This window comes from Sphingorhabdus sp. YGSMI21, assembly GCF_002776575.1.
GTDB lineage: Bacteria > Pseudomonadota > Alphaproteobacteria > Sphingomonadales > Sphingomonadaceae > Parasphingorhabdus.
The window spans coordinates 3,246,986-3,267,145 of record NZ_CP022548.1 but is presented as its reverse complement, the minus strand read 5'-3'; the positions used below and the strand labels follow the sequence as shown (position 1 = coordinate 3,267,145).

Annotated in this window: 29 protein-coding genes and 1 other RNA gene; 13 read left to right on the top strand and 17 right to left on the bottom strand. The window is 57.6% G+C overall.

From position 1 onward, the window contains the following. Nucleotides 1-25: 25 nt before the first annotated feature. Nucleotides 26-979: an RluA family pseudouridine synthase gene (locus tag CHN51_RS15680; RefSeq protein ID WP_100094859.1), complete on the bottom strand. Its 954-nt coding sequence runs from the start codon at nt 977-979 to the stop codon at nt 26-28. Between the two features lie 16 nt (nt 980-995). Between CHN51_RS15680 and CHN51_RS15675 the strand changes: the two genes are divergently transcribed. From CHN51_RS15675 to CHN51_RS15655, 5 genes are all read left to right on the top strand, one after another. Beyond that, nucleotides 996-1,427, top strand: coding sequence for a M67 family metallopeptidase (locus CHN51_RS15675; protein ID WP_100095693.1), 432 nt, complete (start codon nt 996-998; stop codon nt 1,425-1,427). Between the two features lie 24 nt (nt 1,428-1,451). Next, a complete protein-coding gene (locus CHN51_RS15670; RefSeq protein WP_100094858.1) occupies nt 1,452-2,093 on the top strand; it encodes a histidine phosphotransferase family protein in 642 nt (213 codons plus the stop codon). A 21-nt stretch (nt 2,094-2,114) separates the two neighbouring features. Next, nucleotides 2,115-2,807 (top strand): N-acetylmuramoyl-L-alanine amidase, encoded by a 693-nt coding sequence (locus CHN51_RS15665; RefSeq protein ID WP_100094857.1) that lies wholly within the window; start codon nt 2,115-2,117, stop codon nt 2,805-2,807. A 6-nt stretch (nt 2,808-2,813) separates the two neighbouring features. Then, nucleotides 2,814-3,170: RNase P RNA component class A (gene rnpB / locus CHN51_RS15660), an RNA gene on the top strand. A 46-nt stretch (nt 3,171-3,216) separates the two neighbouring features. After that, the gene (locus CHN51_RS15655) at nt 3,217-3,753 is read left to right on the top strand and encodes a DnaJ domain-containing protein (protein WP_100094856.1); all 537 of its coding nucleotides are present in this window, start codon (nt 3,217-3,219) and stop codon (nt 3,751-3,753) included. Nucleotides 3,754-3,903: 150 nt separating this feature from the next. On the opposite strand, the gene CHN51_RS15650 is transcribed toward CHN51_RS15655, so the two are convergent. From CHN51_RS15650 to CHN51_RS19845, 10 genes are all read right to left on the bottom strand, one after another. Continuing rightward, nucleotides 3,904-4,314, bottom strand: a complete 411-nt coding sequence (locus CHN51_RS15650; protein ID WP_100094855.1) for a SufE family protein — start codon at nt 4,312-4,314, stop codon at nt 3,904-3,906. A 133-nt stretch (nt 4,315-4,447) separates the two neighbouring features. Then, a complete protein-coding gene (locus CHN51_RS15645) occupies nt 4,448-4,678 on the bottom strand; it encodes a hypothetical protein (RefSeq protein WP_100094854.1) in 231 nt (76 codons plus the stop codon). A gap of 30 nt (nt 4,679-4,708) precedes the next feature. Continuing rightward, nucleotides 4,709-4,969, bottom strand: coding sequence for a hypothetical protein (locus CHN51_RS15640; protein ID WP_100094853.1), 261 nt, complete (start codon nt 4,967-4,969; stop codon nt 4,709-4,711). A 33-nt stretch (nt 4,970-5,002) separates the two neighbouring features. Further along, nucleotides 5,003-5,257 (bottom strand): hypothetical protein, encoded by a 255-nt coding sequence (locus tag CHN51_RS15635; RefSeq protein ID WP_100094852.1) that lies wholly within the window; start codon nt 5,255-5,257, stop codon nt 5,003-5,005. A 13-nt stretch (nt 5,258-5,270) separates the two neighbouring features. After that, entirely contained in the window at nt 5,271-5,600 is a 330-nt protein-coding gene (locus tag CHN51_RS15630) for a hypothetical protein (protein ID WP_100094851.1), read from the bottom strand. Then, nucleotides 5,600-5,899 (bottom strand): hypothetical protein, encoded by a 300-nt coding sequence (locus CHN51_RS15625; RefSeq protein WP_100094850.1) that lies wholly within the window; start codon nt 5,897-5,899, stop codon nt 5,600-5,602. The genes CHN51_RS15630 and CHN51_RS15625 overlap by 1 nt, the downstream gene beginning before the upstream one ends. Nucleotides 5,900-5,922: 23 nt before the next feature. Further along, a complete protein-coding gene (pspC, locus tag CHN51_RS15620) occupies nt 5,923-6,306 on the bottom strand; it encodes an envelope stress response membrane protein PspC (RefSeq protein ID WP_100094849.1) in 384 nt (127 codons plus the stop codon). Next, the gene (gene pspB, locus CHN51_RS15615) at nt 6,303-6,611 is read right to left on the bottom strand and encodes an envelope stress response membrane protein PspB (RefSeq protein WP_100094848.1); all 309 of its coding nucleotides are present in this window, start codon (nt 6,609-6,611) and stop codon (nt 6,303-6,305) included. Before pspB ends, pspC begins: the two co-directional genes overlap by 4 nt. Next, the gene (pspA, locus tag CHN51_RS15610) at nt 6,611-7,285 is read right to left on the bottom strand and encodes a phage shock protein PspA (RefSeq protein WP_100094847.1); all 675 of its coding nucleotides are present in this window, start codon (nt 7,283-7,285) and stop codon (nt 6,611-6,613) included. The genes pspB and pspA overlap by 1 nt, the downstream gene beginning before the upstream one ends. Nucleotides 7,286-7,434: 149 nt before the next feature. Further along, nucleotides 7,435-7,611, bottom strand: a complete 177-nt coding sequence (locus tag CHN51_RS19845; protein ID WP_164089240.1) for a hypothetical protein — start codon at nt 7,609-7,611, stop codon at nt 7,435-7,437. Between the two features lie 157 nt (nt 7,612-7,768). On the opposite strand from CHN51_RS19845, the gene pspF reads away from it, so the two are divergent. Next, nucleotides 7,769-8,815 carry a phage shock protein operon transcriptional activator gene (pspF, locus tag CHN51_RS15605; RefSeq protein WP_100094846.1) on the top strand — a complete coding sequence of 349 codons (1,047 nt, stop codon included), beginning with the start codon at nt 7,769-7,771 and terminating at the stop codon, nt 8,813-8,815. A gap of 134 nt (nt 8,816-8,949) precedes the next feature. Here pspF and CHN51_RS15600 read toward each other — a convergent pair whose 3' ends face one another. Further along, complete coding sequence (locus CHN51_RS15600) at nt 8,950-9,513, bottom strand: urate hydroxylase PuuD (RefSeq protein WP_100094845.1); 564 nt, start codon at nt 9,511-9,513, stop codon at nt 8,950-8,952. A 182-nt stretch (nt 9,514-9,695) separates the two neighbouring features. Between CHN51_RS15600 and CHN51_RS15595 the strand changes: the two genes are divergently transcribed. After that, nucleotides 9,696-10,301, top strand: coding sequence for a superoxide dismutase (locus tag CHN51_RS15595; RefSeq protein WP_100094844.1), 606 nt, complete (start codon nt 9,696-9,698; stop codon nt 10,299-10,301). Nucleotides 10,302-10,321: 20 nt separating this feature from the next. Here CHN51_RS15595 and ispZ read toward each other — a convergent pair whose 3' ends face one another. The 5 genes from ispZ to CHN51_RS15570 form a co-directional block, all read right to left on the bottom strand. Next, nucleotides 10,322-10,960 carry a septation protein IspZ gene (ispZ, locus tag CHN51_RS15590; protein WP_100094843.1) on the bottom strand — a complete coding sequence of 213 codons (639 nt, stop codon included), beginning with the start codon at nt 10,958-10,960 and terminating at the stop codon, nt 10,322-10,324. Further along, complete coding sequence (gene ftsY, locus CHN51_RS15585) at nt 10,957-11,886, bottom strand: signal recognition particle-docking protein FtsY (protein ID WP_100094842.1); 930 nt, start codon at nt 11,884-11,886, stop codon at nt 10,957-10,959. Before ftsY ends, ispZ begins: the two co-directional genes overlap by 4 nt. Then, the gene (mtaB, locus tag CHN51_RS15580) at nt 11,883-13,148 is read right to left on the bottom strand and encodes a tRNA (N(6)-L-threonylcarbamoyladenosine(37)-C(2))-methylthiotransferase MtaB (RefSeq protein ID WP_100094841.1); all 1,266 of its coding nucleotides are present in this window, start codon (nt 13,146-13,148) and stop codon (nt 11,883-11,885) included. Before mtaB ends, ftsY begins: the two co-directional genes overlap by 4 nt. Further along, nucleotides 13,145-13,951, bottom strand: coding sequence for a diaminopimelate epimerase (dapF, locus tag CHN51_RS15575; protein WP_100094840.1), 807 nt, complete (start codon nt 13,949-13,951; stop codon nt 13,145-13,147). The genes mtaB and dapF overlap by 4 nt, the downstream gene beginning before the upstream one ends. Before the next feature lie 71 nt (nt 13,952-14,022). After that, nucleotides 14,023-15,696 carry an EAL domain-containing protein gene (locus CHN51_RS15570; RefSeq protein WP_240616771.1) on the bottom strand — a complete coding sequence of 558 codons (1,674 nt, stop codon included), beginning with the start codon at nt 15,694-15,696 and terminating at the stop codon, nt 14,023-14,025. Nucleotides 15,697-15,955: 259 nt separating this feature from the next. Between CHN51_RS15570 and ffh the strand changes: the two genes are divergently transcribed. The 6 genes from ffh (at nt 15,956) to rplS (ending at nt 20,148) form a co-directional block, all read left to right on the top strand. Then, nucleotides 15,956-17,419, top strand: coding sequence for a signal recognition particle protein (ffh, locus tag CHN51_RS15565; protein ID WP_100094839.1), 1,464 nt, complete (start codon nt 15,956-15,958; stop codon nt 17,417-17,419). Between the two features lie 45 nt (nt 17,420-17,464). Continuing rightward, the gene (rpsP, locus tag CHN51_RS15560; RefSeq protein WP_100094838.1) at nt 17,465-17,908 is read left to right on the top strand and encodes a 30S ribosomal protein S16; all 444 of its coding nucleotides are present in this window, start codon (nt 17,465-17,467) and stop codon (nt 17,906-17,908) included. Between the two features lie 124 nt (nt 17,909-18,032). After that, entirely contained in the window at nt 18,033-18,518 is a 486-nt protein-coding gene (rimM, locus tag CHN51_RS15555; protein ID WP_100095691.1) for a ribosome maturation factor RimM, read from the top strand. Next, nucleotides 18,515-18,805, top strand: a complete 291-nt coding sequence (locus CHN51_RS15550) for a hypothetical protein (RefSeq protein WP_100094837.1) — start codon at nt 18,515-18,517, stop codon at nt 18,803-18,805. The genes rimM and CHN51_RS15550 overlap by 4 nt, the downstream gene beginning before the upstream one ends. Continuing rightward, on the top strand, nt 18,802-19,755 hold the full coding sequence (gene trmD, locus CHN51_RS15545; RefSeq protein ID WP_100094836.1) for a tRNA (guanosine(37)-N1)-methyltransferase TrmD: 954 nt from the start codon (nt 18,802-18,804) through the stop codon (nt 19,753-19,755). Before CHN51_RS15550 ends, trmD begins: the two co-directional genes overlap by 4 nt. Before the next feature lie 3 nt (nt 19,756-19,758). Then, nucleotides 19,759-20,148, top strand: a complete 390-nt coding sequence (gene rplS, locus CHN51_RS15540; RefSeq protein ID WP_100094835.1) for a 50S ribosomal protein L19 — start codon at nt 19,759-19,761, stop codon at nt 20,146-20,148. Nucleotides 20,149-20,160 lie beyond the last annotated feature (12 nt).

Here is a 20,160-nt window from a genome sequence, read left to right as displayed (position 1 = left end):
TCAAAAGCGATATAAGGTGTGTTACTTATACACGCAACTTCATGAATAGTTCCTGCATATCGTCCGGGAAATCGATAGAAAACATCAATTTTTCGTCCGTTATCGGGTGAACAAATCCAAGACTAGCAGCATGCAGCGCCTGGCGTCGAAATTGAATATCTTTTCGCCGGGAAAGTAATGATTTTCGACCAGCGCCATAGAGCGGGTCACCAATCAGGCTGTGCCCGATATGGGTCATATGGACCCTGACCTGGTGGGTACGCCCGGTTTCCAGCGTGCATTCGACCAGCGCGGCGCCGTCGAGCATTTCCTTGACTGTATAATGGGTCATTGCCGCTTTGCCCCGGTCGTCGCCGACAACCGCCATTTTCTTGCGATTGACATTGCTCCGGCCGATGCTCCCCTCGATCGTTGCCATGGGCGGATTGGGCCGGCCGTTGACAATCGCCAGATAGCGCCGCTCGATATCATGCTTGGCGAACAGGGCGCTCAGGCCCTGATGCGCTGCATCGGTCTTGGCCGCGACCATCAGTCCCGACGTATCCTTGTCGATCCGGTGGACGATTCCGGGCCGGGAAACGCCGCCAATCCCCGACAACTGGCCCCGGCAGTGGTGTAGCAGCGCGTTGACCAGCGTGCCGTCGGCATGTCCGGCGGCGGGATGCACGACGAGCCCCGCCGGCTTGTTGACGATGATGAGATGCGTGTCTTCAAAGACCACGTCCAGCGGAATATCCTGAGGCTGGGCCGGTCCTTCGACCGGTTCGGGAATGGTCAGTTCGAATGGTTTGCCGGCCAGTTTCTTGGCCGAAGGATCGGTGAAGACCGTGCCGTCGACCAGCAGGTTCCCATTCGAGATCAGCGATTTCACGCGCTCGCGCGAAAGCCCTTCCACCACCTCTGTCAGGGCAGCATCTAGACGCTGTTTTTTCTGAGAATCCGGCAAGATTCCGGATATTGTAGATTGCCCCGCGTTCATCGGGTAGATGTGGGCCATGCAACTGTTTATATCAAGCGCGATGTTGGCCGAACTCCAGCAACTCGCCCTCGCGGCAGTGCCGCAGGAGGTCTGCGGGATATTGTTCGGCAGCGCGGGACGGGTCTGGTCCTATCGGTCCGCGCCGAATGTCGCTGCCGATCCGAGGTGCCATTTCGAGATTGATCCGGCCATATTGATCGCCGCAGAACGAGACCAGCGCCGCGGCGGAGAGCCCATTGCCGGCTATTATCATTCGCACCCGAACGGACCGGTGAAGCCTTCCCCGACCGACGCCGGTAGCGCTGCGCCCGATGGCCGGCTCTGGCTGATCCTCAACGGACAGGACGCCGCCGCCTGGCATGCGGTTGAAAACGGGGAAATTTATGGTCGTTTCAATGCGATCCCCCTTGATTGCACCGGTGCAAAAGGCCAAACAGCCGCGGAATGAAATTACAGTTAAGGGCGCGTTTATATGTCGAATAGCGAAGTTGACCTGGCATCACTGCTATGTTCGAAAATATGCCATGATTTGCTCAGCCCGGTCGGAGCGCTCAACAACGGCCTCGAATTGCTGGAAGGCGAAACCGATCCGGTGATGCGCGATCGCTGCATGGATCTGCTCGCGGACAGCGCCAGAGTATCGGCCAACAAGCTGAAATATTTCCGGCTCGCCTTTGGCGCCGCCGGCGGTTTCGGCGACAATGTCGATCCGGCAGAGGCGCGGCAGCTGATCGAATCACTGCTCGGCGATTCGGGCAAGATCACTCTGGGCTGGGCCTTGCAGGGCGAGGCCTTGCCCAAGAAAGCGATCAAGATTCTCCTCAATCTCGCGCTAATTGCCAAGGAATCCCTGGTGCGGGGCGGACGACTGGATGTCGGTGCCGAGCAGGGGGAACTGGGGGTCGAGGTCGTTATCCGGGCAGAAGGCGACAAGATCGCGCTTGACGAGGGAATACGATCTGCCCTGGATGGTACCATCGCGCAGGCCGATCTCAGCGCGCGGACCGCGGGCGCGTGGATGACCCGGGAACTGACCCTGAAAAATGGCGGCGATTTGCGGATCTCGCCACCATCGACGACAGAATTGCTTTTGGGTGCTATCGTCACCGCCTGATTTGCGAAGGAGAGGTCTTTCATGGATGCGATATGGACGCCGTCTCCCAATTTTGACGAGCGCCAGCTGCCGATAAGCATTCTTGTCATGCACTATACCGGCATGAAGGACGCTGCTTCGGCGATCAGCTGGCTGGCCAATCCCGAAGCCAAGGTTTCGGCCCATTATGTGGTGACCGAGGATGGCCAGATCGTCCAGATGGTCGAAGAGGAGAAACGGGCCTGGCACGCGGGGCGGGGCTTCTGGCGCGGGATCAGTGATGTGAACAGCGCCAGCATCGGTATCGAAATCGTCAATCCCGGGCATGAATGGGGTTATGTGCCCTTCCCGGAAGAGCAGATGGATGCCGTCACCCGTCTTGCGCATGGCATCGTGCAACGGCACAATATCACCGCCTCCAATGTTATCGGTCACAGCGATCTTGCTCCGGCGCGCAAGCAGGATCCGGGCGAATTGTTCGACTGGGATCGCCTGGCGCGCCACGGTATCGCGCTGAAAAGGCCAACAGCAAAACTGAACGACCCGCCATGGACCGACGGCGGCTTCATGCTGGCGCTGGAACGGTTCGGCTATGATATATCCGAGCAGACCGCAGCAGTGGTGGCTTTTCAGCGGCGTTTCCGGCCAGAAAATATTGATGGCGCGATCGATGGCGAGTGTCGCTCGCTGCTTTTGTCTTTAATGTTGGACAGAGAGCGCGGAATCACTAAATAGAGCGGACCAGAGGGTCGGCCAGCCGCGGCAGTTTGTCGAGGAAAGTCCGGGCTCCACGATTAGAAGGTGCCGGATAACGTCCGGCGGGGGCAACCCTAGGGAAAGTGCAACAGAAAGCAGGTCGCGACGGCTTCGGTCACGTGACAATGAAAGGGTGCGGTAAGAGCGCACCGCGGGACTGGCAACAGCCCTGGCATGGTAAACCCCACCTGGAGCAAAACCAAATAGGGGCGGCATATGGCTTTTTCGGCCTGCTGCCCGGGTTGGTTGCTTGAGCCACGCAGCAATGCATGGCCGAGATGAATGGCTGGCTATTCCGTTTCGGCGGATGGACAGAACCCGGCTTACAGACCCTCTGGTATTATCTTAGCGGTGGAACTCGCAGGGTTCGTCTGTTAGAATAGGGACTATGCCAAAAGCAAAACGATCAGATAACTGGGGTTTCCCGAGATGGGGAAGCTACGAAAGTTCGCGCGAGACCCAGCAGGTCAAGATTTGTGACCGGCACGGTTGCGACGAAGCCGGCAATTGTCCTGCGCCGAAATCCCCCAACAGTCCCGAACGCTGGTATTTCTGCCAGACCCACGCTGCGGAATATAACCGGGGCTGGGATTATTTCGAGGGTCTCGACAAGGAAGAGCGCAAGAAGCGTGAAGCCGATGAGCAGCGCGACGCCAATGCCTATCAGGAAGCGGCGCATTACAGCTGGATGGGGTCCGGCGACGGCAGCCGCTCGCGCGATGAGATGACCGCGCTGGAGATTTTTGATCTGACCCCCGATGTCGAATTCGACACGGTGAAAAAAGCATGGCGGACGATGGCCAAGGAATATCACCCCGACGTCAATCCGGGCGATGCAGAGGCGGCCAAGAAATTCCAGGCGGCGCAGGCAGCTTATGACGTGTTGCGGATTGCCGAAGAGCGCCGGGTCTGGAAGCCTGTTTAGCCGCTGTATTCCTGTGAAGGCAGGAAGCCATCTCCCACCATTGCGGCAATCATAGCCGTTCGAAATGGCACCAGACGATAGTCGAGTGCGAACCTCTACAAATATTTTGGATCGAGCATCGGGAGATGGACCCCTGCCTGCGCAGGGGTACTAGTTGCCCTGCAACCGCGACGCGGTCTGCTGAATAAGCGCGATCATATTGGGAATGCCCTGGGTGCGGTTCGAACTCAGCTGGTTCTTCAGGTCAAAAGGCTCGAGCACGGCAGCAATATCGGTACCTGTGATCTGCTCGGCCGCCTGATCCTGTACCGTTTCCAGCACCAGCGCGATAATGCCCTTGGTGATCGCAGCATTGCTGTCGGCCAGAAAATGCAGCCGTCCGTCATCCAGTTGCGTGGGATAGACCCAGACCGAAGCGGAACAGCCGCGCACCAGCGTCGCATCGGTTTTCAGCGCGTCCGGCATCGGATCGAGCTGCTTGCCGAGATCGATCAGCAGGCGATAGCGGTCATCGGGTTCGAGGAATTCATATTCTTCGATCAGGTCGTCAATTTTGCTCATGGGCAGGGCGGTTAGCAGGGTCGGCGGCCAAGGTCACCCGATTTAAACCACCCGTTCGTCCTGAGCTTGTCGAAGGACAGGCGGCACGCGCTCAGGCCGATGCTTCGACAAGCTCAGGACGAACGGTGTTTGACTAAAGCTCCACCCCGGCGGCAATCGCTTCCAGCTTGCGGATACGTTCCTTGAGGTCGGCAACCTCGATTCGCGATGTCGCGGTGGGGGGATTATCCTCGCGACGCTGCTCGATTTCGCGGGACTTGAGCGCGATCCAGTCGCGCCAGCCACGCAGGGCGACCAGCGCCAGGACCGTCAGTCCGATCAGCGAAAAAGCCGCGGTGATCATATAAAAAGCAGGTTCTTGCATCATGCTTGTCCTTCCACTTCCCGGACCGGCTTACCGGTCGCGCAATTTTTCGATCTCGTTTTCCAGTTCCCGGGCCCCGCGATCGTCGGTGGCGATCTTCTCCAGCACCGCGACGCGTTCCTTGAGATATTTGACATCTTCCTGCAGTCGACCAGCATCTTGATTCTGCGCGGCAATCTCGTTGCCATGCTGGTCTTCGATAATTCCATTTTGCGCCCGGTAACGGGTGCTCAGCACTTTGCCGATCGTCACAACGATGATGATGGCAACGACCATTTCAAACGGATTCATTAAAACACTCCCTCAAATTTTTTCGCGTGCCGGTCAGCGACTGCGCAGCTGCTCAATCTCGCTTTCCAGCTGCCGGGTGCTGTGGCCGTCGGTGGTAATCTGTTCGAGCACGGCAACGCGCTCCTTCAGATATTTCAATTCCTCCCGCATCCGCTCCGCATCGGCGTCCTGGCTTCCGGGAAACTCGCCCCGCATCTTGATCAGCTTGCGCTGGTGACCGGTCCAGATGGCAAAGCCTGCTACGGCGAAGGCTCCAAATGGTATCAGTAACGCGATAATCCCTTCCATCGATTCAATCCCTTCAGTTCGCGCGCTTGTCGCGCAGCTGTTCAATTTCCTGTGTCAGCCGATGGCTGTCATCGGTGACAATCCGTTCGACATTGGCGAGCCGGTCTTTCATCGAGCCGATTTCGGCGCGCAGTTCGGCATTTTCGTTGGTCAGCAATTTGACCCGTTCGACCGCTTCCTTGTCGGTCTTGGGATAGACGGACTTGCCCCACTGGTTTTCGAGGGGATAGCCGTTCTTGATCCGCATCCAGGTGGTCAGGACCCAGCCGCCGACCGCGATGGCAGCGACCGTCGCGATAATTGGTGCGAGCTGTGTGATCATGGCGATCTTTTCCGGATCCATCAGTTCTTCTCCCTCAGTGCTTCAATTTCGTCTGCCGTGCGTTTCGCCGGATCGGTAGCGATCCTTTCGAGGACCTGGAGCCTTTCCTGCAAGCGGTCGATCTTGCCGACCAGCTCTGCATTCTCGTTCGAGAGAAGCTCGATTTTGCGCTGTTCGTTAGGATCAGCCTTGCTGCTCTTTCCGCCCCATTCATCTTCCAGTTCATAGCCATGTTTGGCTCTGATCCAGTTGTTGATGATCCATCCTCCGTAGCTGACGGCGATGATGGCGATTACAAATTCGGGGCTCCCCCAATCCATATTAATTCTCCCTGTTCCGGCGTCTAGCGCAGATTTTCAATTTCGTTCGACAGAGTCGTGTTCTTGCTGGTGTAGTAAAGTTCCATGTCGGCCAGCTTGCGGTCGATCTCGCGGAAACGCGACTTGATATCGCGGGTCGTGCGGCGGGGCGACTGGCGCACGCCCTGCCAGAATTTCGTGTCTTCCGGATCGCTCAGATACATGCCGACCGGTTTCGGTTCGGAAATCTTTGCCGCGACCCAGTAAGCAACCAGCGTCCAGGGGAAAGCGAAGGTCACTGTAGCAATGATCGCTGCAAGCCGGACCCAGGCGACATTGATCCCGGTATAGTCGGCGATCCCGGCGCAGACACCGCTCCATTTTGCGCGCTGCTTGTCGAGATAGAATTTCGTGCGTGAGGAGCTCATGAGGGGTGCCTTTCTTTCTTCAGAAGCTCGTCAAAATTTTCGAGCGTTGGGGCTTGTTCGGCTTTCGATGCCGGCAGAGCGGATTGACGCCAATCGGGGTTGTCCGCGGCCATGATCCGTTCAATGGTTTCCATCCGGTCGTCCAGACGGCGGGCCATGTGGTGCAATTCTTCCAACAAATGTTCGTCTTCATTGGTGATCGTCGCGGCGGTTTTCCATTTGGTCACATAGTGGAAAATCAACCAGGGCAGACCGATGAACAATGTTCCCATCACGATGGGAATGATGATGAGTTCTTCCTGCATTATGCGTCACCTTTTTTCATGGCCGCCTTCATGGCTTCCAGTTCTTCATCAACCTTGTCGCTGGATTCGAGCGCAGCGATCTGGTTTTCCAGGCTCTGCGGCTCTCCGCCCATGCCAAGCGCATCGGCGCGGCCTTCGGCGAAATCGACCTGGCGTTCGAGATATTCGAAACGGGAGAAGGCATCGTGGACCTTTTCACCATTATACATTTCGCGCAGCTTCACGCGATTCTCTGCGCTTTCCAGCCGGTTGACCAGGCTGCTCTGGCGCGAGCGGGCTTCCTGCAGCTTCTTCTGCAGTTTCGCGATGTCGCCTTCAGAGGAGCGAAGCGCGTCATCAAGAACCTTGATTTCGGCTTTCAGCTGGTCAGCCATATCTGCAGCCTTGCGCTTTTCGACCAGGGCGGCCTTGGCAAGATCTTCGCGATCCTTGGAGAGCGCGAGCTGGGCCTTTTCGCTCCAGTCTTCGGTCAGATGGTCGAGCTTGTCGATGTGACGGCGCATTTCCTTCTGGTCGGCAATCGTGCGGGCTGCGGAAGCGCGAACTTCAACCAAAGTCTCTTCCATCTCCAGAATGATCATGCGGATCATTTTCGAGGGGTCTTCGGCCTTGTCCAGCATGTCGGTGACGTTGGCGGCGATAATGTCGCGCGTTCTTGAAAAAATACCTGCCATGTACATACTCCGGTTGGATCTGTGGTTGGGTTTGAACTTGTTCGAACCTTCGCTCGTGTCCTGCTCTACATCAACCTGATGAATTTCAAAAGGTGGCCGGGACCTGACTTCGACAAGGGGGAAAGAAGGGGACCCGGCCATTTTGTCTGTCACGCCCGATAACCTATGTTAACGAAGCTGACAGCGGGGGACTCGGACTGGTTTTTCACCATATTGCCTTCGGCCTGTGCAGGTCCGACGGCGCTGATCAATATCATCGCGCTGAAAAGCAGGATCGAAACGATCGCGGAAATATCGGTGCGGCTCATTTTGTTCAGGGCTGGCATGGTGTTCTCCAGTGGTTGTGTTCCTATATGAAACCAACATTGCAGAAGCCGTGCCAACTTGTTTAAGATACTGAAAATAAAAGAAATATCAATTTTCTGCGGGTCGCGTGCATAGTATTAATTGCTATTTAGTGGGATTTTACACTATATCTTGGCCATGGAACGCGAAGGTCAATTTGTCGGCGAATCGGGCGCCTTTCTCGATGCGGTGGAAAAAGCCAGTCGGGCCGCGCCGCTTAACCGTCCCGTGCTTGTGGTCGGTGAGCGCGGCACTGGCAAGGAACTTATTGCAGAACGTCTTCACCGGCTCAGCATGCGTTGGGACGGGCCGTTTATCACGCTCAATTGTGCCGCCATGCCGGAGACCCTGATCGAAGCGGAACTGTTCGGCCATGAGGCCGGTGCCTTCACCGGCGCGACCAAGGCGCGGGTAGGGCGGTTTGAAGAGGCCGACGGCGGCACATTGTTCCTCGACGAACTGGGGACATTGTCCACCGGCGCGCAGGAGCGGTTGCTGCGGGCTGTCGAATATGGGGAAATCACGCGGATCGGATCGTCCCGGCCGCAACGGGTCGATGTCCGCATCGTCGCGGCAACCAATGCCGACCTGCCGAAAATGGCGGAAGAGAATAAATTCCGGGCCGACTTGCTCGACCGGCTGTCGTTCGAGGTGGTGACGCTGCCGCCGCTGCGCGTGCGCGAAGGCGACATCCCGGTGCTGGCCGACTATTTCGGTCGCCGGATGGCGGCGGAACTGGAATGGCCGTCCTGGCCCGGCTTCGGCCGGCTCGCATCCGAGGCCCTGAACCGCCACAACTGGCCGGGCAATGTCCGGGAATTGCGCAATGTGATCGAGCGCGCGGTCTATCAATGGAATGATCACAGCAGAGCGGTCGACCATATTGTGTTCGATCCGTTCGAATCTCCCTGGAAGCCGCGCGAGATGCAGGCTGAGCAGAAAAGCGAACCGGCCAAGCAGCCGGTTGGCGAGACCGCACCGGCGCGCGTCGAGACTGCTGCCAATGACATTGCGTTCGACGGCATCGATGACATGAAAGCGGCGGTGGAAGCCTTTGAAAAGCGGATATTGGAGGCCGCGCTGGCCAAGTCGCGCTATAATCAGCGGCACACTGCCAAGGCACTCAACCTGACCTATGACCAGTTGCGCCATTCGCTGAAACGGCATGATCTGCTGGGCACATGAAAAAGGGGGCCGCCAAGCCCCCTTCAACATGCTTCCAGATCTTCCAATATTATCCCATATTGGCGTTTACCCCATATTGGCGTTTACCCCATATTGGCGTTTACCCCATATTGGCGTTTACCCCATATTGGCGTTTACCCCATATTGGCGTTTACCATCGTGTAGAACATCGGCAGCGAAAGCAGCACATTGGTGCGCGACGCCATCATAGCGATCTTGCCCGCAGAGGCTTTCTGGTCAGCTGTGGCTTCGACAATGCCGAGGACCTTCTTCTGGTTCGGCCAGATGATGAACCAGACATTGGCTGCCATGACGATGGCGATCCACATGCCAACACCGATCAACGTATATCCTGACTGTAGCGTCATCGCCTGGTGAACCCAGCCGCTGACCCATGCCACATACAGGCCGGTGACCACGGTGAGCAAGGCGGCCCAGCGGAAATAGAAAAGGACTTTCGGTGCGATATGCTTGCCGACTGCGGGCTTGAGCTCGTCCGGAATAGTTGGCATCAGCGGCACCTGAACAAAGTTCAGATAGTAAAGCAAACCAATCCAGAGCACCCCGAAGAACAGGTGCAGCCAGCGGCCGATTGTGTTGCCGTTGACCATATCGCCATCAAGGCCAAACATCAGTGCGATTGCCGCGATCAGTCCGACAATCATCACCGCATTCAGATTTCCAAAAAACTTCGCCATTATATTCCCCCCAGTGAGCTTTTTACAATTAGGCTTTAACTTTATGCAAGCACCCGGCCGATGTCACGAAAAAATGGATTTTTGGACGCGCCAGAGTGAGCAGAGAGATATTTATCCTTGCATCTTTTCCGCTATTCATGCGTTGAAGCACCACGTCTCAAAAATTATGGAGAAAAGACACTATGGCTTTCGAACTTCCCCCGCTCCCTTATGAAAAAACCGCCTTCGGCGACCTGATTTCCGAGGACACCTTTAACTATCATCACGGCAAGCATCACAATGCCTATGTCAGCAAGACCAATGACGCGATTGAGGGCACCGATCTCGAGGGCAAGAAGCTTTCGGAAGTCATCAAGGCGGCAGACGGTGGCCTGTTCAACAATTCCGCACAGGTCTGGAACCACAGCTTCTACTGGCTCTGCCTGTCACCGGAAAAAAAGGAAATTACCGGCGAACTGAAAGACCGGCTGGAAAGCAGCTTCGGTTCGATCGACGAATTCAAGAGCAAGTTCAAGGACGAAGCGACCGGTCATTTCGCCAGCGGCTGGGCCTGGCTGGTGCTGGATGGTGACGAGTTGAAGATCACTTCCTATCACGATGCCGATACGCCCGTGGCGCATGATGTGAAACCTGTGCTGACGCTCGATGTCTGGGAACATGCCTATTATCTGGACTACCAGAATGCGCGTCCGGACTATGTGTCCGCGCTGCTCGACAATGCGATCGACTGGGACTTTGTCGCCCTGAACCTCGATGGAGACGGCGTCAGCCGCGCCGACCAGGGCTAAAATCAGCCTCCGCTATAAATTCAAGCCGCGTCCTGGCCTTCAGGGCGCGGCTTTTCTTCTACCGAAAAGCCGTGCTTCATCAGCATCGGAATATTCGCCATGGCAAAGATGAACGATGCCGTGGTCACGCCCCAGACCTTGATCGTCAGCCACCAGTCAAAGGTCAACGTAGCCACCATCAGTTCGTTGACAACCGCCATGGCCGTGAAAAAGAGCGCCCAGTTGCGCGACAATTTCAGCCAGCCCTCGTCGGTCAGACCCTCAAATGCCGCCTGCAAAAGGCTTTTCAGCATGGCCTTGCCGCGCAACAGGCCGCCGAACAATATCAGGGCAAAGCCGGCATAGATGATGGTTGGCTTGTGCTGGATGAACCGCGGATCGTTGAAATAGATGGTGAGGGCGCCGAAACCCAGAATGAGGATCGCGGACATCCACATCATCGGCGAAACTTTGCCCAGCTTCCATTTGGAAATACCCATCGCGATGACGATCGCGATCATGAAGGCAATCGTGCCGTAAATGGCAGAGGTAATCGGATTGCCCTCTGGCGCGCCGAACTTGTAGACCAGAAAGAATATCAACAGGGGGCCGAAATCGAGCGCGAAGCTCAGACCTCTATGGTCTTTCGGGATTTCTTCGATGGCGGTGGCTTCGGTCATTTTTCTATCCCGGCTATGGCTGCGGCCAGATCTTCGGCCTTGAAGGGGCGCAGGTCCTCTATTTTCTCTCCGACCCCGATGGCATGGATCGGCATTCCAAACTGTTTTGCGGCCGCCACCAATACGCCGCCACGGGCGGTGCCGTCGAGCTTTGTCATGATCAGGCCGGTAACCTTGGCGACATCCCGGAAAACCTCGATCTGGGACAGGGCGTTCTGGCCGGTCGTGGCATCCAGCACCAGTACCACATTATGCGGTGCCGCCGGATTGAGCCGGCCAAGCACGCGCCGGATCTTGTCCAGTTCATCCATCAACTCGCTGCGGTTCTGCAGCCGCCCGGCTGTATCGACGATTAACACGTCAATACCGGTCGCGGTGGCCTGTTTGACGCCTTCATAGACTATGCTGGCGCTGTCGCCGCCCTGCGGTCCGCTGATGATCGGAATGCCCAGCCGTTCGGCCCAGACTTTCAGCTGACCGATGGCCGCTGCCCGGAACGTATCGCCCGCCGCCAGCATCACGCCATAATCCTGTTCGAGAAACAGATGCGCCAGCTTGGCGATGGTTGTGGTCTTGCCCGAACCATTGACGCCAATCACCAATATTACCTGGGGCCTGGGAAAGGCGTCAATTTCCAGCGGAATCGCTACGGGTTCCAGTATCGCGGCGATTTCGCGCTGGATGATTTCCTTCACCGCTTCTTCGGTCAGGCCTTTTTCAAATCGCTCGACCGCAAGCTTTGCCCGGATCGAAGCCGCGGTGGCGGGACCAAGGTCAGACATGATCAGCGCATCCTCGATATGGTCGAGCGTGGCCTCGTCCAGCTTGGCCTTGGTTACCAAACCGGCCAGATTCTCGGTCAGCCGCGATGATGTCTTGCTGAAGCCGCCGAACAGACGGTCTTTCCAACTATTTTTCTCGGTCACGCTAACATCCTGCCAATCAATTGTTTGTCCTGCACGTCGATGATCTCGACCGGAACTATTTCACTCTTGCCTGCCGGAGCATCAAATCGAACACGGGCAAAATTTTCCGAATAGCCGGAATTCCCCGAGAGCTCCGCCAGTATATTCTGTTTCGAGCCGACCAGCGACTGACGCCATGATCGTGCGCGCCGGCTGACTGCCGCCCGCAATGTCTTTGCTCGTTGCTTGATTACCTGCCCGTCGACCTGCGGCATTTTCGCGGCGGGTGTACCCTGTTTGGGCGAGTAAGGGAAAATATGGCCGTGGACAATGTCGCATTGGTCGATGATCGAGAGGCTGTTGGCGAACATGGCGTCATCTTCGGTGGGAAACCCGGCGATAATATCTGCGCCGATGGCGATTTCCGGCCTTCTGGCTTTTAGCCGCTCAACCAGTGCAATCGCTTGCTCACGGCTGTGCCGACGCTTCATCCGTTTGAGAATCATGTTGTCGCCCGACTGGAGCGACAGATGGACATGGGGCATGAGCCGCGCTTCACCGGTAAGCAGGTCGAACAGGCGATCATCTATCTCGATGCCGTCCAGCGAGGACAGCCTGAGCCGCGGCAGGCCGGGGACATGTTTCAAGATACGCTCGACCAGCATGCCCAGCGTCGGTTCACCGGGCAGGTCCGGTCCGTAGCTGGTGACATCGACACCGGTCAGCACGACTTCCTGAAAGCCCTGATCCACCAGAGCCTGAATCTGGCTGACCACTTCGCCCGCCGGCACTGACCGGCTGTTTCCGCGGCCGTAGGGAATGATGCAGAACGTGCAGCGATGGTCGCAGCCATTCTGGATTTCCACGAACGCGCGGGACCGGTCGGCAAAGGCGCTGACCATGTGCGGTGCGGTCTCCGTGAGTTGCATGATATCGGAGACGCGGATGTCCGGGCGATTGCTTTGCAGACCGAGCTTGAAGTTGGCAGCGTCATATTTGTCGACATTGCCAACCACCGCGCTGGTTTCGGGCATATCCGCGAACATCGCCGGATCGACCTGCGCGGCACAGCCGGTGACGATGATATTCTTGTCCGGATTGTCTTTCTTCGCCCGGCGGATGGCTTGCCTCGTCTGTCTGACCGCTTCGTTGGTCACGGCGCAGCTGTTGACGATGATCAGATTATCGCCGTCAATATTGTTGGCGGCCAGATTCTGCCGCAACGTCTCGCTTTCCGCGATATTGAGCCGACAGCCCATGCTGATCATTTCCGGCGCGCTCATCCGAACTGGGACCAGTCAGCTTCACCCGCAAAGACATAGGTGGTCGGACCCTGCATCCGGATATTCTCGCCATCTTTCCAGCTGATCACCAGTGAGCCGCCGGGCAGTTCGACCTGTACCGGGCTGCACGCCAGGCCTCGCCTGATCGCGGCGACGGCGGTCGCGCAGGCTCCGGTGCCGCAAGCCCGGGTCAGGCCCACGCCGCGCTCCCAGACCCGCAAATGGATGGTACCGTCCACAATATGGGCTACATTGACGTTCACTTTGTCGGGAAACAGCGGATCCACTTCGATCATCGGTCCCAGACGGTCCAGTTCAACAATTTCGCTATCGTCGACAAAGAAGATCACATGCGGGTTGCCGACATTGACGGCGGCAGGATTTTGCAGATCCTCCCAGCCAAGCGGCATGGCGAGCGTATCCATGGCATAGGCGAGGGGGATGGACTGCCACTCGAAACGGGGGTTGCCCATGTCGACGATCGCACCGTCCTCGGTCGCGCTTCCGACGATGATACCGCCGGCAGTCTCGATCCGGGTTTCCGCGCCGATCAGTTTGGCGACGCAGCGGCTGGCATTGCCGCAGGCTTCGACTTCGCTTCCGTCTGCATTGAATATCTGCATTCTTACATCGGCCTTGTCCGACGGACGCAGGATGATCAGCTGGTCGCATCCGATCCCGCTGCGCCGGTCAGCAATGGCCGTGACCTGCGCGCCGGACAGGGTCAGTTCCTCCTCGCGCGCATCGATGATGACAAAATCATTGCCCAAACCGTGCATTTTGTGGAAGCGTCCTGTGGTCATGAGTGGCGATTTAGGGATGCCGTTCCCGGGAGTCCAGCAATTCGGCTCGCAATTGCCTGTCGCAAACCATTCTAGCTGGCTTTTTGCATGAGGTCCTTGTCAGAAGGCGACGGACCGGGGGCGGCCTGCGCCGCCGCCGCGTCTTCCAGTTCCCCCGCCGGCAGCAGATTGCGCTTGGCCAGAATCTTGCGCGTTTCCGGGACCGTCAGCGGGCGTCCGTAATGCCAGCCCTGACCCTGGGCACAGCCGATGCTGCGCAGCTCGTTTTCGGTGTCCTTGTCCTCGATACCTTCGGCGGTGATCGGCAGGCCAAGGCTCTCGCCGAGGCCATTGATGGCTTTTACAATGGCCTTGCTTTCGGCATTGCCGAGAAGCGATGAGACAAAGCTGCGGTCGATCTTTATCCGGTCAAACGGCAAGGCCCGCAGATGGGCAAGGGAGCTATAGCCGGTACCGAAATCATCCAGCGCGATCTTGATGTCCTGGTTTTTCAGGCTGCCGACGATCGACTGCGCGAGGCTGAGATTTTCGAACAGCGCGCTTTCGGTGATTTCGATTTCAAGCCGGCTGGGCGGGAATCCGGTTTCGACGAGCAATTTGACGATTTTCTGCGCCAGCCAGGGATCGAGCAGCTGGACCGGCGAGATATTGACGGAAATCGTTACGGACGCGTCCCAATATTTCGCATGGTCGAGGGCCTGTCGCATGATGCTGAGCGAAAGATCGCCGATCATCCCGGTCTCTTCGGCGATCGGGATGAATATTTCAGGCGAGATCAGCCCCTGTGTGGGGGATTCCCAGCGGGCCAGAACTTCAAAACCGGTCAATTTGCCGGTCGCGAGATCAATCTGTTGCTCGAAATAGGGAACGAATTCCCCGTTCGGTATGCCCATTCGCATGCCGGTCTCCAGCAAACTGCGCGTTTGCAGTTCCTGTTCCATATTCGCGTCAAACCAGCAATGACGGTTTCGCCCCTGCTTTTTCGAACTGTACATGGCGATGTCGGCGCGGCGCATTAGCAGGTCGACACCTTCCGATTCCGAATCATAGCGTGACATGCCGATGGAAGTGGTCACAGCAAGCTCTATGCCGTTCTCGACAATCGGTGTTGCGATGGCTTCGATAAGATCGTCGGCGATCCGTTCGACCATTCTCGGCTGCTCCGGATCGAATACAAAGGCGCATGCAAACTCGTCACCGCCGAGGCGGGCGAGCAGATTATGGGGTGGCAAGACCTGCAAAAGGCGGGCTGCCACTTGCTTGAGCACGGCGTCGCCGGCGCTATGGCCGTGCACATCATTGATGGTTTTGAAATTGTCGAGATCGAGCATCATGAATGTGATGCTCTTTTTTTGCCGTTGCGCGAGGCTGATCATTTCCGCCGTCTTTTCGCCGATCGTACGGCGGTTGAGCAAACCGGTGAGCGGGTCGGTCACGGCCAGCGAGTGCGCCCGCTGTTCGGCGGCGGCCCGTTCCTCGACTTCCCGCGTCAGGTCCTTGTAGCGGCGCCAGCCGAACAGGATCAGGGCGATGTTGAGCAGGAAAGCGGGGACCAGGACGTTGTCACCCGCTCTGGTCTGGCCGGTAATGGAATCGATAGCATCGGACAGCACCGTACCGCCGGTGCCGGCAAACATGAGTATCGCCAGAATGACAATGGCGCCGGTCACAACGTCGCGGCCAACGGATATCTTGTACCCGTTTTTCATCAACCTGAGATGTTGGTCGGCTGCTGGTCGAGCCATAGTTGTTTTCCCGCTGTTGCCGGAAGGCTTTTGCCGAACAGTTCTCAATTTCTGGTTAACGGCTGTTCATATCTTCCAAAAATCCGCACTTGCGATATCGCGGGAACTGCACTAATAGACCGCCACATCAGGCAATGCTTGTATTGCCAATCCTGTTTAGAGTTCGAAAAACTCACACGTCGATCAGCGAGGTTTCGCCCATCGGCGCTTTTTGCGTTGGCCTGAAACCGGGCCGTTTGGAAGTTAGAAAGGCGGTAACATGTTCGATAAGTTAAGCGACCGCCTTGGCGGAGTCTTCGACAAGCTGCGCGGCCGGGGTGCGCTACGGGAAGAAGATGTTCGCGGCGCGATGCGCGAAGTGCGGATTGCCTTGCTCGAGGCCGATGTCGCGCTGCCGGTCGTCAAGGATTTTGTCGAGAAGGTAACCGAGAAAGCGGTCGGCCAGTCGGTTCTCAAATCGGTGACCCCCGGCCAGCAGGTGGTGAAGATCGTCAATGACGGTATTGCCGAAATGCTGGGTTCCGAGGTTAGTGCGCTTGAACTGTCGGTAGCGCCGCCCGCCATCATCATGATGGTCGGTCTGCAGGGCTCCGGTAAAACGACGACCACGGCGAAAATTGCCAAGCGGCTGAAGGACAAGGACAACAAGAAGGTCATGATGGCCTCGCTCGACGTCAACCGTCCGGCTGCGCAGGAGCAATTGGCGGTCCTGGGCGAGCAGACAAATACCGCCACCCTGCCGATCGTTGCCGGACAGCAACCGGTCGAGATTGCCAGGCGCGCCTTGCAGGCGGCAAAATTGCAGGGTTTTGACGTACTTCTGCTGGATACCGCCGGACGACTTCATGTCGATCAGCAACTGATGGACGAAATGAAGGCGGTTGCCGATATTTCGAAACCACAGGAAATCCTGCTGGTTGTCGATGCGCTGACCGGCCAGGATGCGGTCAACGTCGCTCAGAATTTCTCCGACCAGGTCGATCTCACCGGTGTCGTGCTCACCCGCATGGACGGCGATGCGCGCGGCGGTGCGGCGCTCTCGATGCGCGCGGTTACCGGCAAGCCGATCAAATTCGTAGGTGTCGGCGAAAAGATCGATGCGCTCGAGGAATTCCATCCGGAACGCGTTGCCGGCCGGATTCTCGGCATGGGCGATGTCGTCAGCCTGGTCGAAAAAGCGGCGCAGGTGGTCGACAAGGAAGAATCCGAAGCGCTCGCCGAGAAAATGCTCAAGGGGCAGTTCGATCTCAACGATCTGCGCTCCCAGCTCAACCAGATGACCAAAATGGGCGGCCTGGGTGCAATGGCCTCGATGATGCCGGGTATGAAGAAAGCCAAGGCAGCGATGGCTGGCGGCGCTATGGACGACAAGGTTCTGGTTCGCATGGACGCGATCATCGGTTCGATGACCAAAGAAGAGCGGACCCGGCCGGGCCTGCTCAACGCCAAGCGCAAGCGGCGGGTTGCGATCGGTTCGGGCACGACGGTGCAGGACGTCAACAAGCTGCTCAAGATGCATCAGGAAATGGCCAAGGCGATGAAGCGCATCAAGAAGATGGGCGGGATCAAGGGGCTGATGTCGATGTTTGGCGGAGGCGGCGGAGCCGCTGGCGCCGGAATGGGCGGTCAGGGTGGCGGCATGGCCGGTATGCCCGGGCTTCCCGACATGTCACCGGGCGGGCTTCCCCCTGATCTGGCGAATTTATTGAACAAGAAGAAATAATCCTAACAATTTGAAATTTTGGTATTTTTAGAAAGGTCTATTACAATGGCAGTAGCAATGAGAATGTCCCGGGGCGGATCCAAGAAGCGTCCTTATTACAAGATCGTGATCGCGGATGCCCGTGCACCGCGCGACGGCAAATTCATCGAGCGGATCGGCAGCTACAACCCGCTGCTCGCGAAAGACGACGAAAAGCGCGTTGTTCTGGATACCGAGCGCGCAAAACATTGGCTCGAAAACGGCGCACAGCCTTCGGATCGCGTTGCCCGTTTCCTCGATGCCGCCGGTCTGTTGAAGCGTGAAGCGCGCAACAACCCGAACAAGGGCAAGCCAGGCGAAAAAGCCACCGAGCGCCTCGAAGAGAAAGCGGAAAAAGCCGCTGCTGCTGAAGAAGCGGCCAAGGAAGCCGCTGCGGCTCCTGCTGAAGAAGCGCCTGCTGAAGAAGCACCGGCCGAAGAAGCAGCAGCCGAAGAAAAGGCTGAAGGCTAATGTCTAAGCCCCTCCCTTCCAAGGGAGGGGTTGGGGTGGGATTTGGCGAAGCCGATGCTTTGCTATGCGCGCGATGTTCGCACATCGCCACCACCCCGACCGCTGCTCTGAAGAGGAGGGGCTTATGACGTCTCCGCTTGACAAACCCGTCCCGCTCGCCGTCGTCATCGGCGCTCACGGGATCACCGGCGAGGTCCGGCTCAAGCTGTTCTGTGACAGTCTCGACAGTCTCAGGGCGCACAAGACGTTCAACGGCGGCGCGATGACGCTGAAATCCGTGAAGCCCCACAAGATGGGCGCGATTGCGCGGATTGCCGAAATTACCGACCGCAACGGCGCCGAAGCCGCGCGCGGCACAGAATTGACCGTGCCACGCTCCGCTTTGCCGGAACTGGACGAGGACGAATTTTACCATATCGACATCATCGGCCTCCGCTGCGTCTCCGACGCCGGCGAGGAACTGGGCAAGATATTCGCCATCTACGAATTTGGCGCCGGCGACGTGATCGAGATCGAACGCGCCAATGGCAAAAAATTCATGGTGCCGGTCATCGCGATCGACATGAGTGGCGATCCGGCAATCGTCGAAGCAGCGTTCGTCGAGCAATGATCGGTCCGATATTCTATATCTTGCTGGTCTTCGCGCTGGTTGCCGCGCCTGCTTTCGCCGGCTGGAAGTTGAGCCGGAAGCGCGGTCAATCGATCCGCATGGCAATAACGATCGTCGCGGGACAGTTTATTTTGACACCGGCCGTCGCCTTGCTCGCTTTCTCTGCGGACCCGGGCCTCTATGAAAGTCCGGCTAAATCGACTGTTATCTATAGTGCGATGGCCGTGGCGATCTCGATCATGACCTTCGTGATCTTGGAAATGAAAAATACCCGCAGGGATAAATGACCTTCCACGCCCAAATACTGACCCTCTACCCGGATATGTTCCCCGGCCCACTCGGCGCATCGCTGGCGGGCAGGGCGCTTTCGGAGGGGAAGTGGGCTTGCGATACGATCAACCCGCGCGATTTCGCGACCGACAAGCATCGCAGTGTCGATGACACGCCGGCGGGTGGCGGGGCTGGAATGGTGCTCAGGGCTGATATTATGGCGGCAGCGGTCGATCACGCGGTGGAGCGAATGGCGGCGAAGGTCCGTTCGTCTCGAGCGCAGTCGAGATACGGTCTGGCGGCTAGCGGTGTCTCGACTGCGCTCGAGACGAACGGGGAGGGGGCGCTCGACGCAAACGGGGAGGAGTTGTTCTCCAATTCCGTTCGTCCTGAGCCTGCCGAAGGACCTAATGCAGCGGAGAGCGATGCTTCAACAAGCTCAGAACGAACGGCTCCCCCGCCGCAAGTCGCCCCCATCCTCGCCATGACCCCGCGCGGAAAACCGCTAACGCAAGCCCGCGTCCGCGAAATCGCAGCCGGCCCCGGCGTCACCATCATCTGCGGCCGTTTCGAAGGATTTGACGAGCGCCTGTTCGAAGGCCGGCCAATCGAGGAAGTCTCGATCGGCGACTATGTGCTTTCCGGCGGAGAAATGGGCGCGCTGGTGCTTTTAGACGCTTGCATTCGGCTGCTGCCCGGGGTAATGGGCGCGTCTTCTAGCGGAGATGACGAGAGTTTCGAGCACGGAATACTCGAATATCCGCAATATACCCGACCTCAAATATGGGAAGGGCGCATTATCCCTGAAGTCTTGCGATCGGGGGATCATGCGAAAATAGCTGCTTGGCGGAAACAAAGGGCAGAGGAAGATACACGGCTAAGGCGGCCGGATTTATGGGAGCGTCACAGGGATGCTCCGGATCAGTCGCCCTCTGGTGCGCAGGAAAAAGATAAAGATAAGGAATAGGTCATGAACCTGATTCAGACGTTGGAAAAAGAAGCAGTAGACGCATTTGTAGCGTCCAAGGAAGTTCCCGAATTTCGCGCTGGTGATACGCTGCGCGTCGGTGTTCGCGTCGTCGAAGGCGAGCGCGTTCGTACCCAGAATTTTGAAGGTGTGTGCATCGCACGGACCAATCGCGGCATGGGCTCCAACTTCACCGTACGCAAAATGTCGTTCGGCGAAGGCGTCGAGCGCGTATTCCCGCTCTACTCCCCGAATATTGAAAGCATCACCGTGGTTCGCCGCGGTATCGTGCGTCGTGCGAAACTTTACTATCTGCGCGGCCGGACTGGGAAACGGGCCCGTATTGCGGAACGCCGTTTGAACCAGCCAGCGAAAGGCACCGAAGCGAAATAAGCTACGCTTCTC

What these genes read in the sequence shown, in the direction of transcription:
- CHN51_RS15680 (WP_100094859.1), bottom strand. Translation starts at nt 979, where the DNA reads ATGAACGCGGGGCAATCTACAATATCCGGAATCTTGCCGGATTCTCAG.
- CHN51_RS15675 (WP_100095693.1), top strand. Translation starts at nt 996, where the DNA reads ATGCAACTGTTTATATCAAGCGCGATGTTGGCCGAACTCCAGCAACTC.
- CHN51_RS15670 (WP_100094858.1), top strand. Translation starts at nt 1,452, where the DNA reads ATGTCGAATAGCGAAGTTGACCTGGCATCACTGCTATGTTCGAAAATA.
- CHN51_RS15665 (WP_100094857.1), top strand. Translation starts at nt 2,115, where the DNA reads ATGGATGCGATATGGACGCCGTCTCCCAATTTTGACGAGCGCCAGCTG.
- CHN51_RS15655 (WP_100094856.1), top strand. Translation starts at nt 3,217, where the DNA reads ATGCCAAAAGCAAAACGATCAGATAACTGGGGTTTCCCGAGATGGGGA.
- CHN51_RS15650 (WP_100094855.1), bottom strand. Translation starts at nt 4,314, where the DNA reads ATGAGCAAAATTGACGACCTGATCGAAGAATATGAATTCCTCGAACCC.
- CHN51_RS15645 (WP_100094854.1), bottom strand. Translation starts at nt 4,678, where the DNA reads ATGCAAGAACCTGCTTTTTATATGATCACCGCGGCTTTTTCGCTGATC.
- CHN51_RS15640 (WP_100094853.1), bottom strand. Translation starts at nt 4,969, where the DNA reads ATGAATCCGTTTGAAATGGTCGTTGCCATCATCATCGTTGTGACGATC.
- CHN51_RS15635 (WP_100094852.1), bottom strand. Translation starts at nt 5,257, where the DNA reads ATGGAAGGGATTATCGCGTTACTGATACCATTTGGAGCCTTCGCCGTA.
- CHN51_RS15630 (WP_100094851.1), bottom strand. Translation starts at nt 5,600, where the DNA reads ATGGATCCGGAAAAGATCGCCATGATCACACAGCTCGCACCAATTATC.
- CHN51_RS15625 (WP_100094850.1), bottom strand. Translation starts at nt 5,899, where the DNA reads ATGGATTGGGGGAGCCCCGAATTTGTAATCGCCATCATCGCCGTCAGC.
- pspC (WP_100094849.1), bottom strand. Translation starts at nt 6,306, where the DNA reads ATGAGCTCCTCACGCACGAAATTCTATCTCGACAAGCAGCGCGCAAAA.
- pspB (WP_100094848.1), bottom strand. Translation starts at nt 6,611, where the DNA reads ATGCAGGAAGAACTCATCATCATTCCCATCGTGATGGGAACATTGTTC.
- pspA (WP_100094847.1), bottom strand. Translation starts at nt 7,285, where the DNA reads ATGGCAGGTATTTTTTCAAGAACGCGCGACATTATCGCCGCCAACGTC.
- CHN51_RS19845 (WP_164089240.1), bottom strand. Translation starts at nt 7,611, where the DNA reads ATGCCAGCCCTGAACAAAATGAGCCGCACCGATATTTCCGCGATCGTT.
- pspF (WP_100094846.1), top strand. Translation starts at nt 7,769, where the DNA reads ATGGAACGCGAAGGTCAATTTGTCGGCGAATCGGGCGCCTTTCTCGAT.
- CHN51_RS15600 (WP_100094845.1), bottom strand. Translation starts at nt 9,513, where the DNA reads ATGGCGAAGTTTTTTGGAAATCTGAATGCGGTGATGATTGTCGGACTG.
- CHN51_RS15595 (WP_100094844.1), top strand. Translation starts at nt 9,696, where the DNA reads ATGGCTTTCGAACTTCCCCCGCTCCCTTATGAAAAAACCGCCTTCGGC.
- ispZ (WP_100094843.1), bottom strand. Translation starts at nt 10,960, where the DNA reads ATGACCGAAGCCACCGCCATCGAAGAAATCCCGAAAGACCATAGAGGT.
- mtaB (WP_100094841.1), bottom strand. Translation starts at nt 13,148, where the DNA reads ATGAGCGCGCCGGAAATGATCAGCATGGGCTGTCGGCTCAATATCGCG.
- dapF (WP_100094840.1), bottom strand. Translation starts at nt 13,951, where the DNA reads ATGACCACAGGACGCTTCCACAAAATGCACGGTTTGGGCAATGATTTT.
- CHN51_RS15570 (WP_240616771.1), bottom strand. Translation starts at nt 15,696, where the DNA reads ATGGCTCGACCAGCAGCCGACCAACATCTCAGGTTGATGAAAAACGGG.
- ffh (WP_100094839.1), top strand. Translation starts at nt 15,956, where the DNA reads ATGTTCGATAAGTTAAGCGACCGCCTTGGCGGAGTCTTCGACAAGCTG.
- rpsP (WP_100094838.1), top strand. Translation starts at nt 17,465, where the DNA reads ATGGCAGTAGCAATGAGAATGTCCCGGGGCGGATCCAAGAAGCGTCCT.
- rimM (WP_100095691.1), top strand. Translation starts at nt 18,033, where the DNA reads ATGACGTCTCCGCTTGACAAACCCGTCCCGCTCGCCGTCGTCATCGGC.
- CHN51_RS15550 (WP_100094837.1), top strand. Translation starts at nt 18,515, where the DNA reads ATGATCGGTCCGATATTCTATATCTTGCTGGTCTTCGCGCTGGTTGCC.
- trmD (WP_100094836.1), top strand. Translation starts at nt 18,802, where the DNA reads ATGACCTTCCACGCCCAAATACTGACCCTCTACCCGGATATGTTCCCC.
- rplS (WP_100094835.1), top strand. Translation starts at nt 19,759, where the DNA reads ATGAACCTGATTCAGACGTTGGAAAAAGAAGCAGTAGACGCATTTGTA.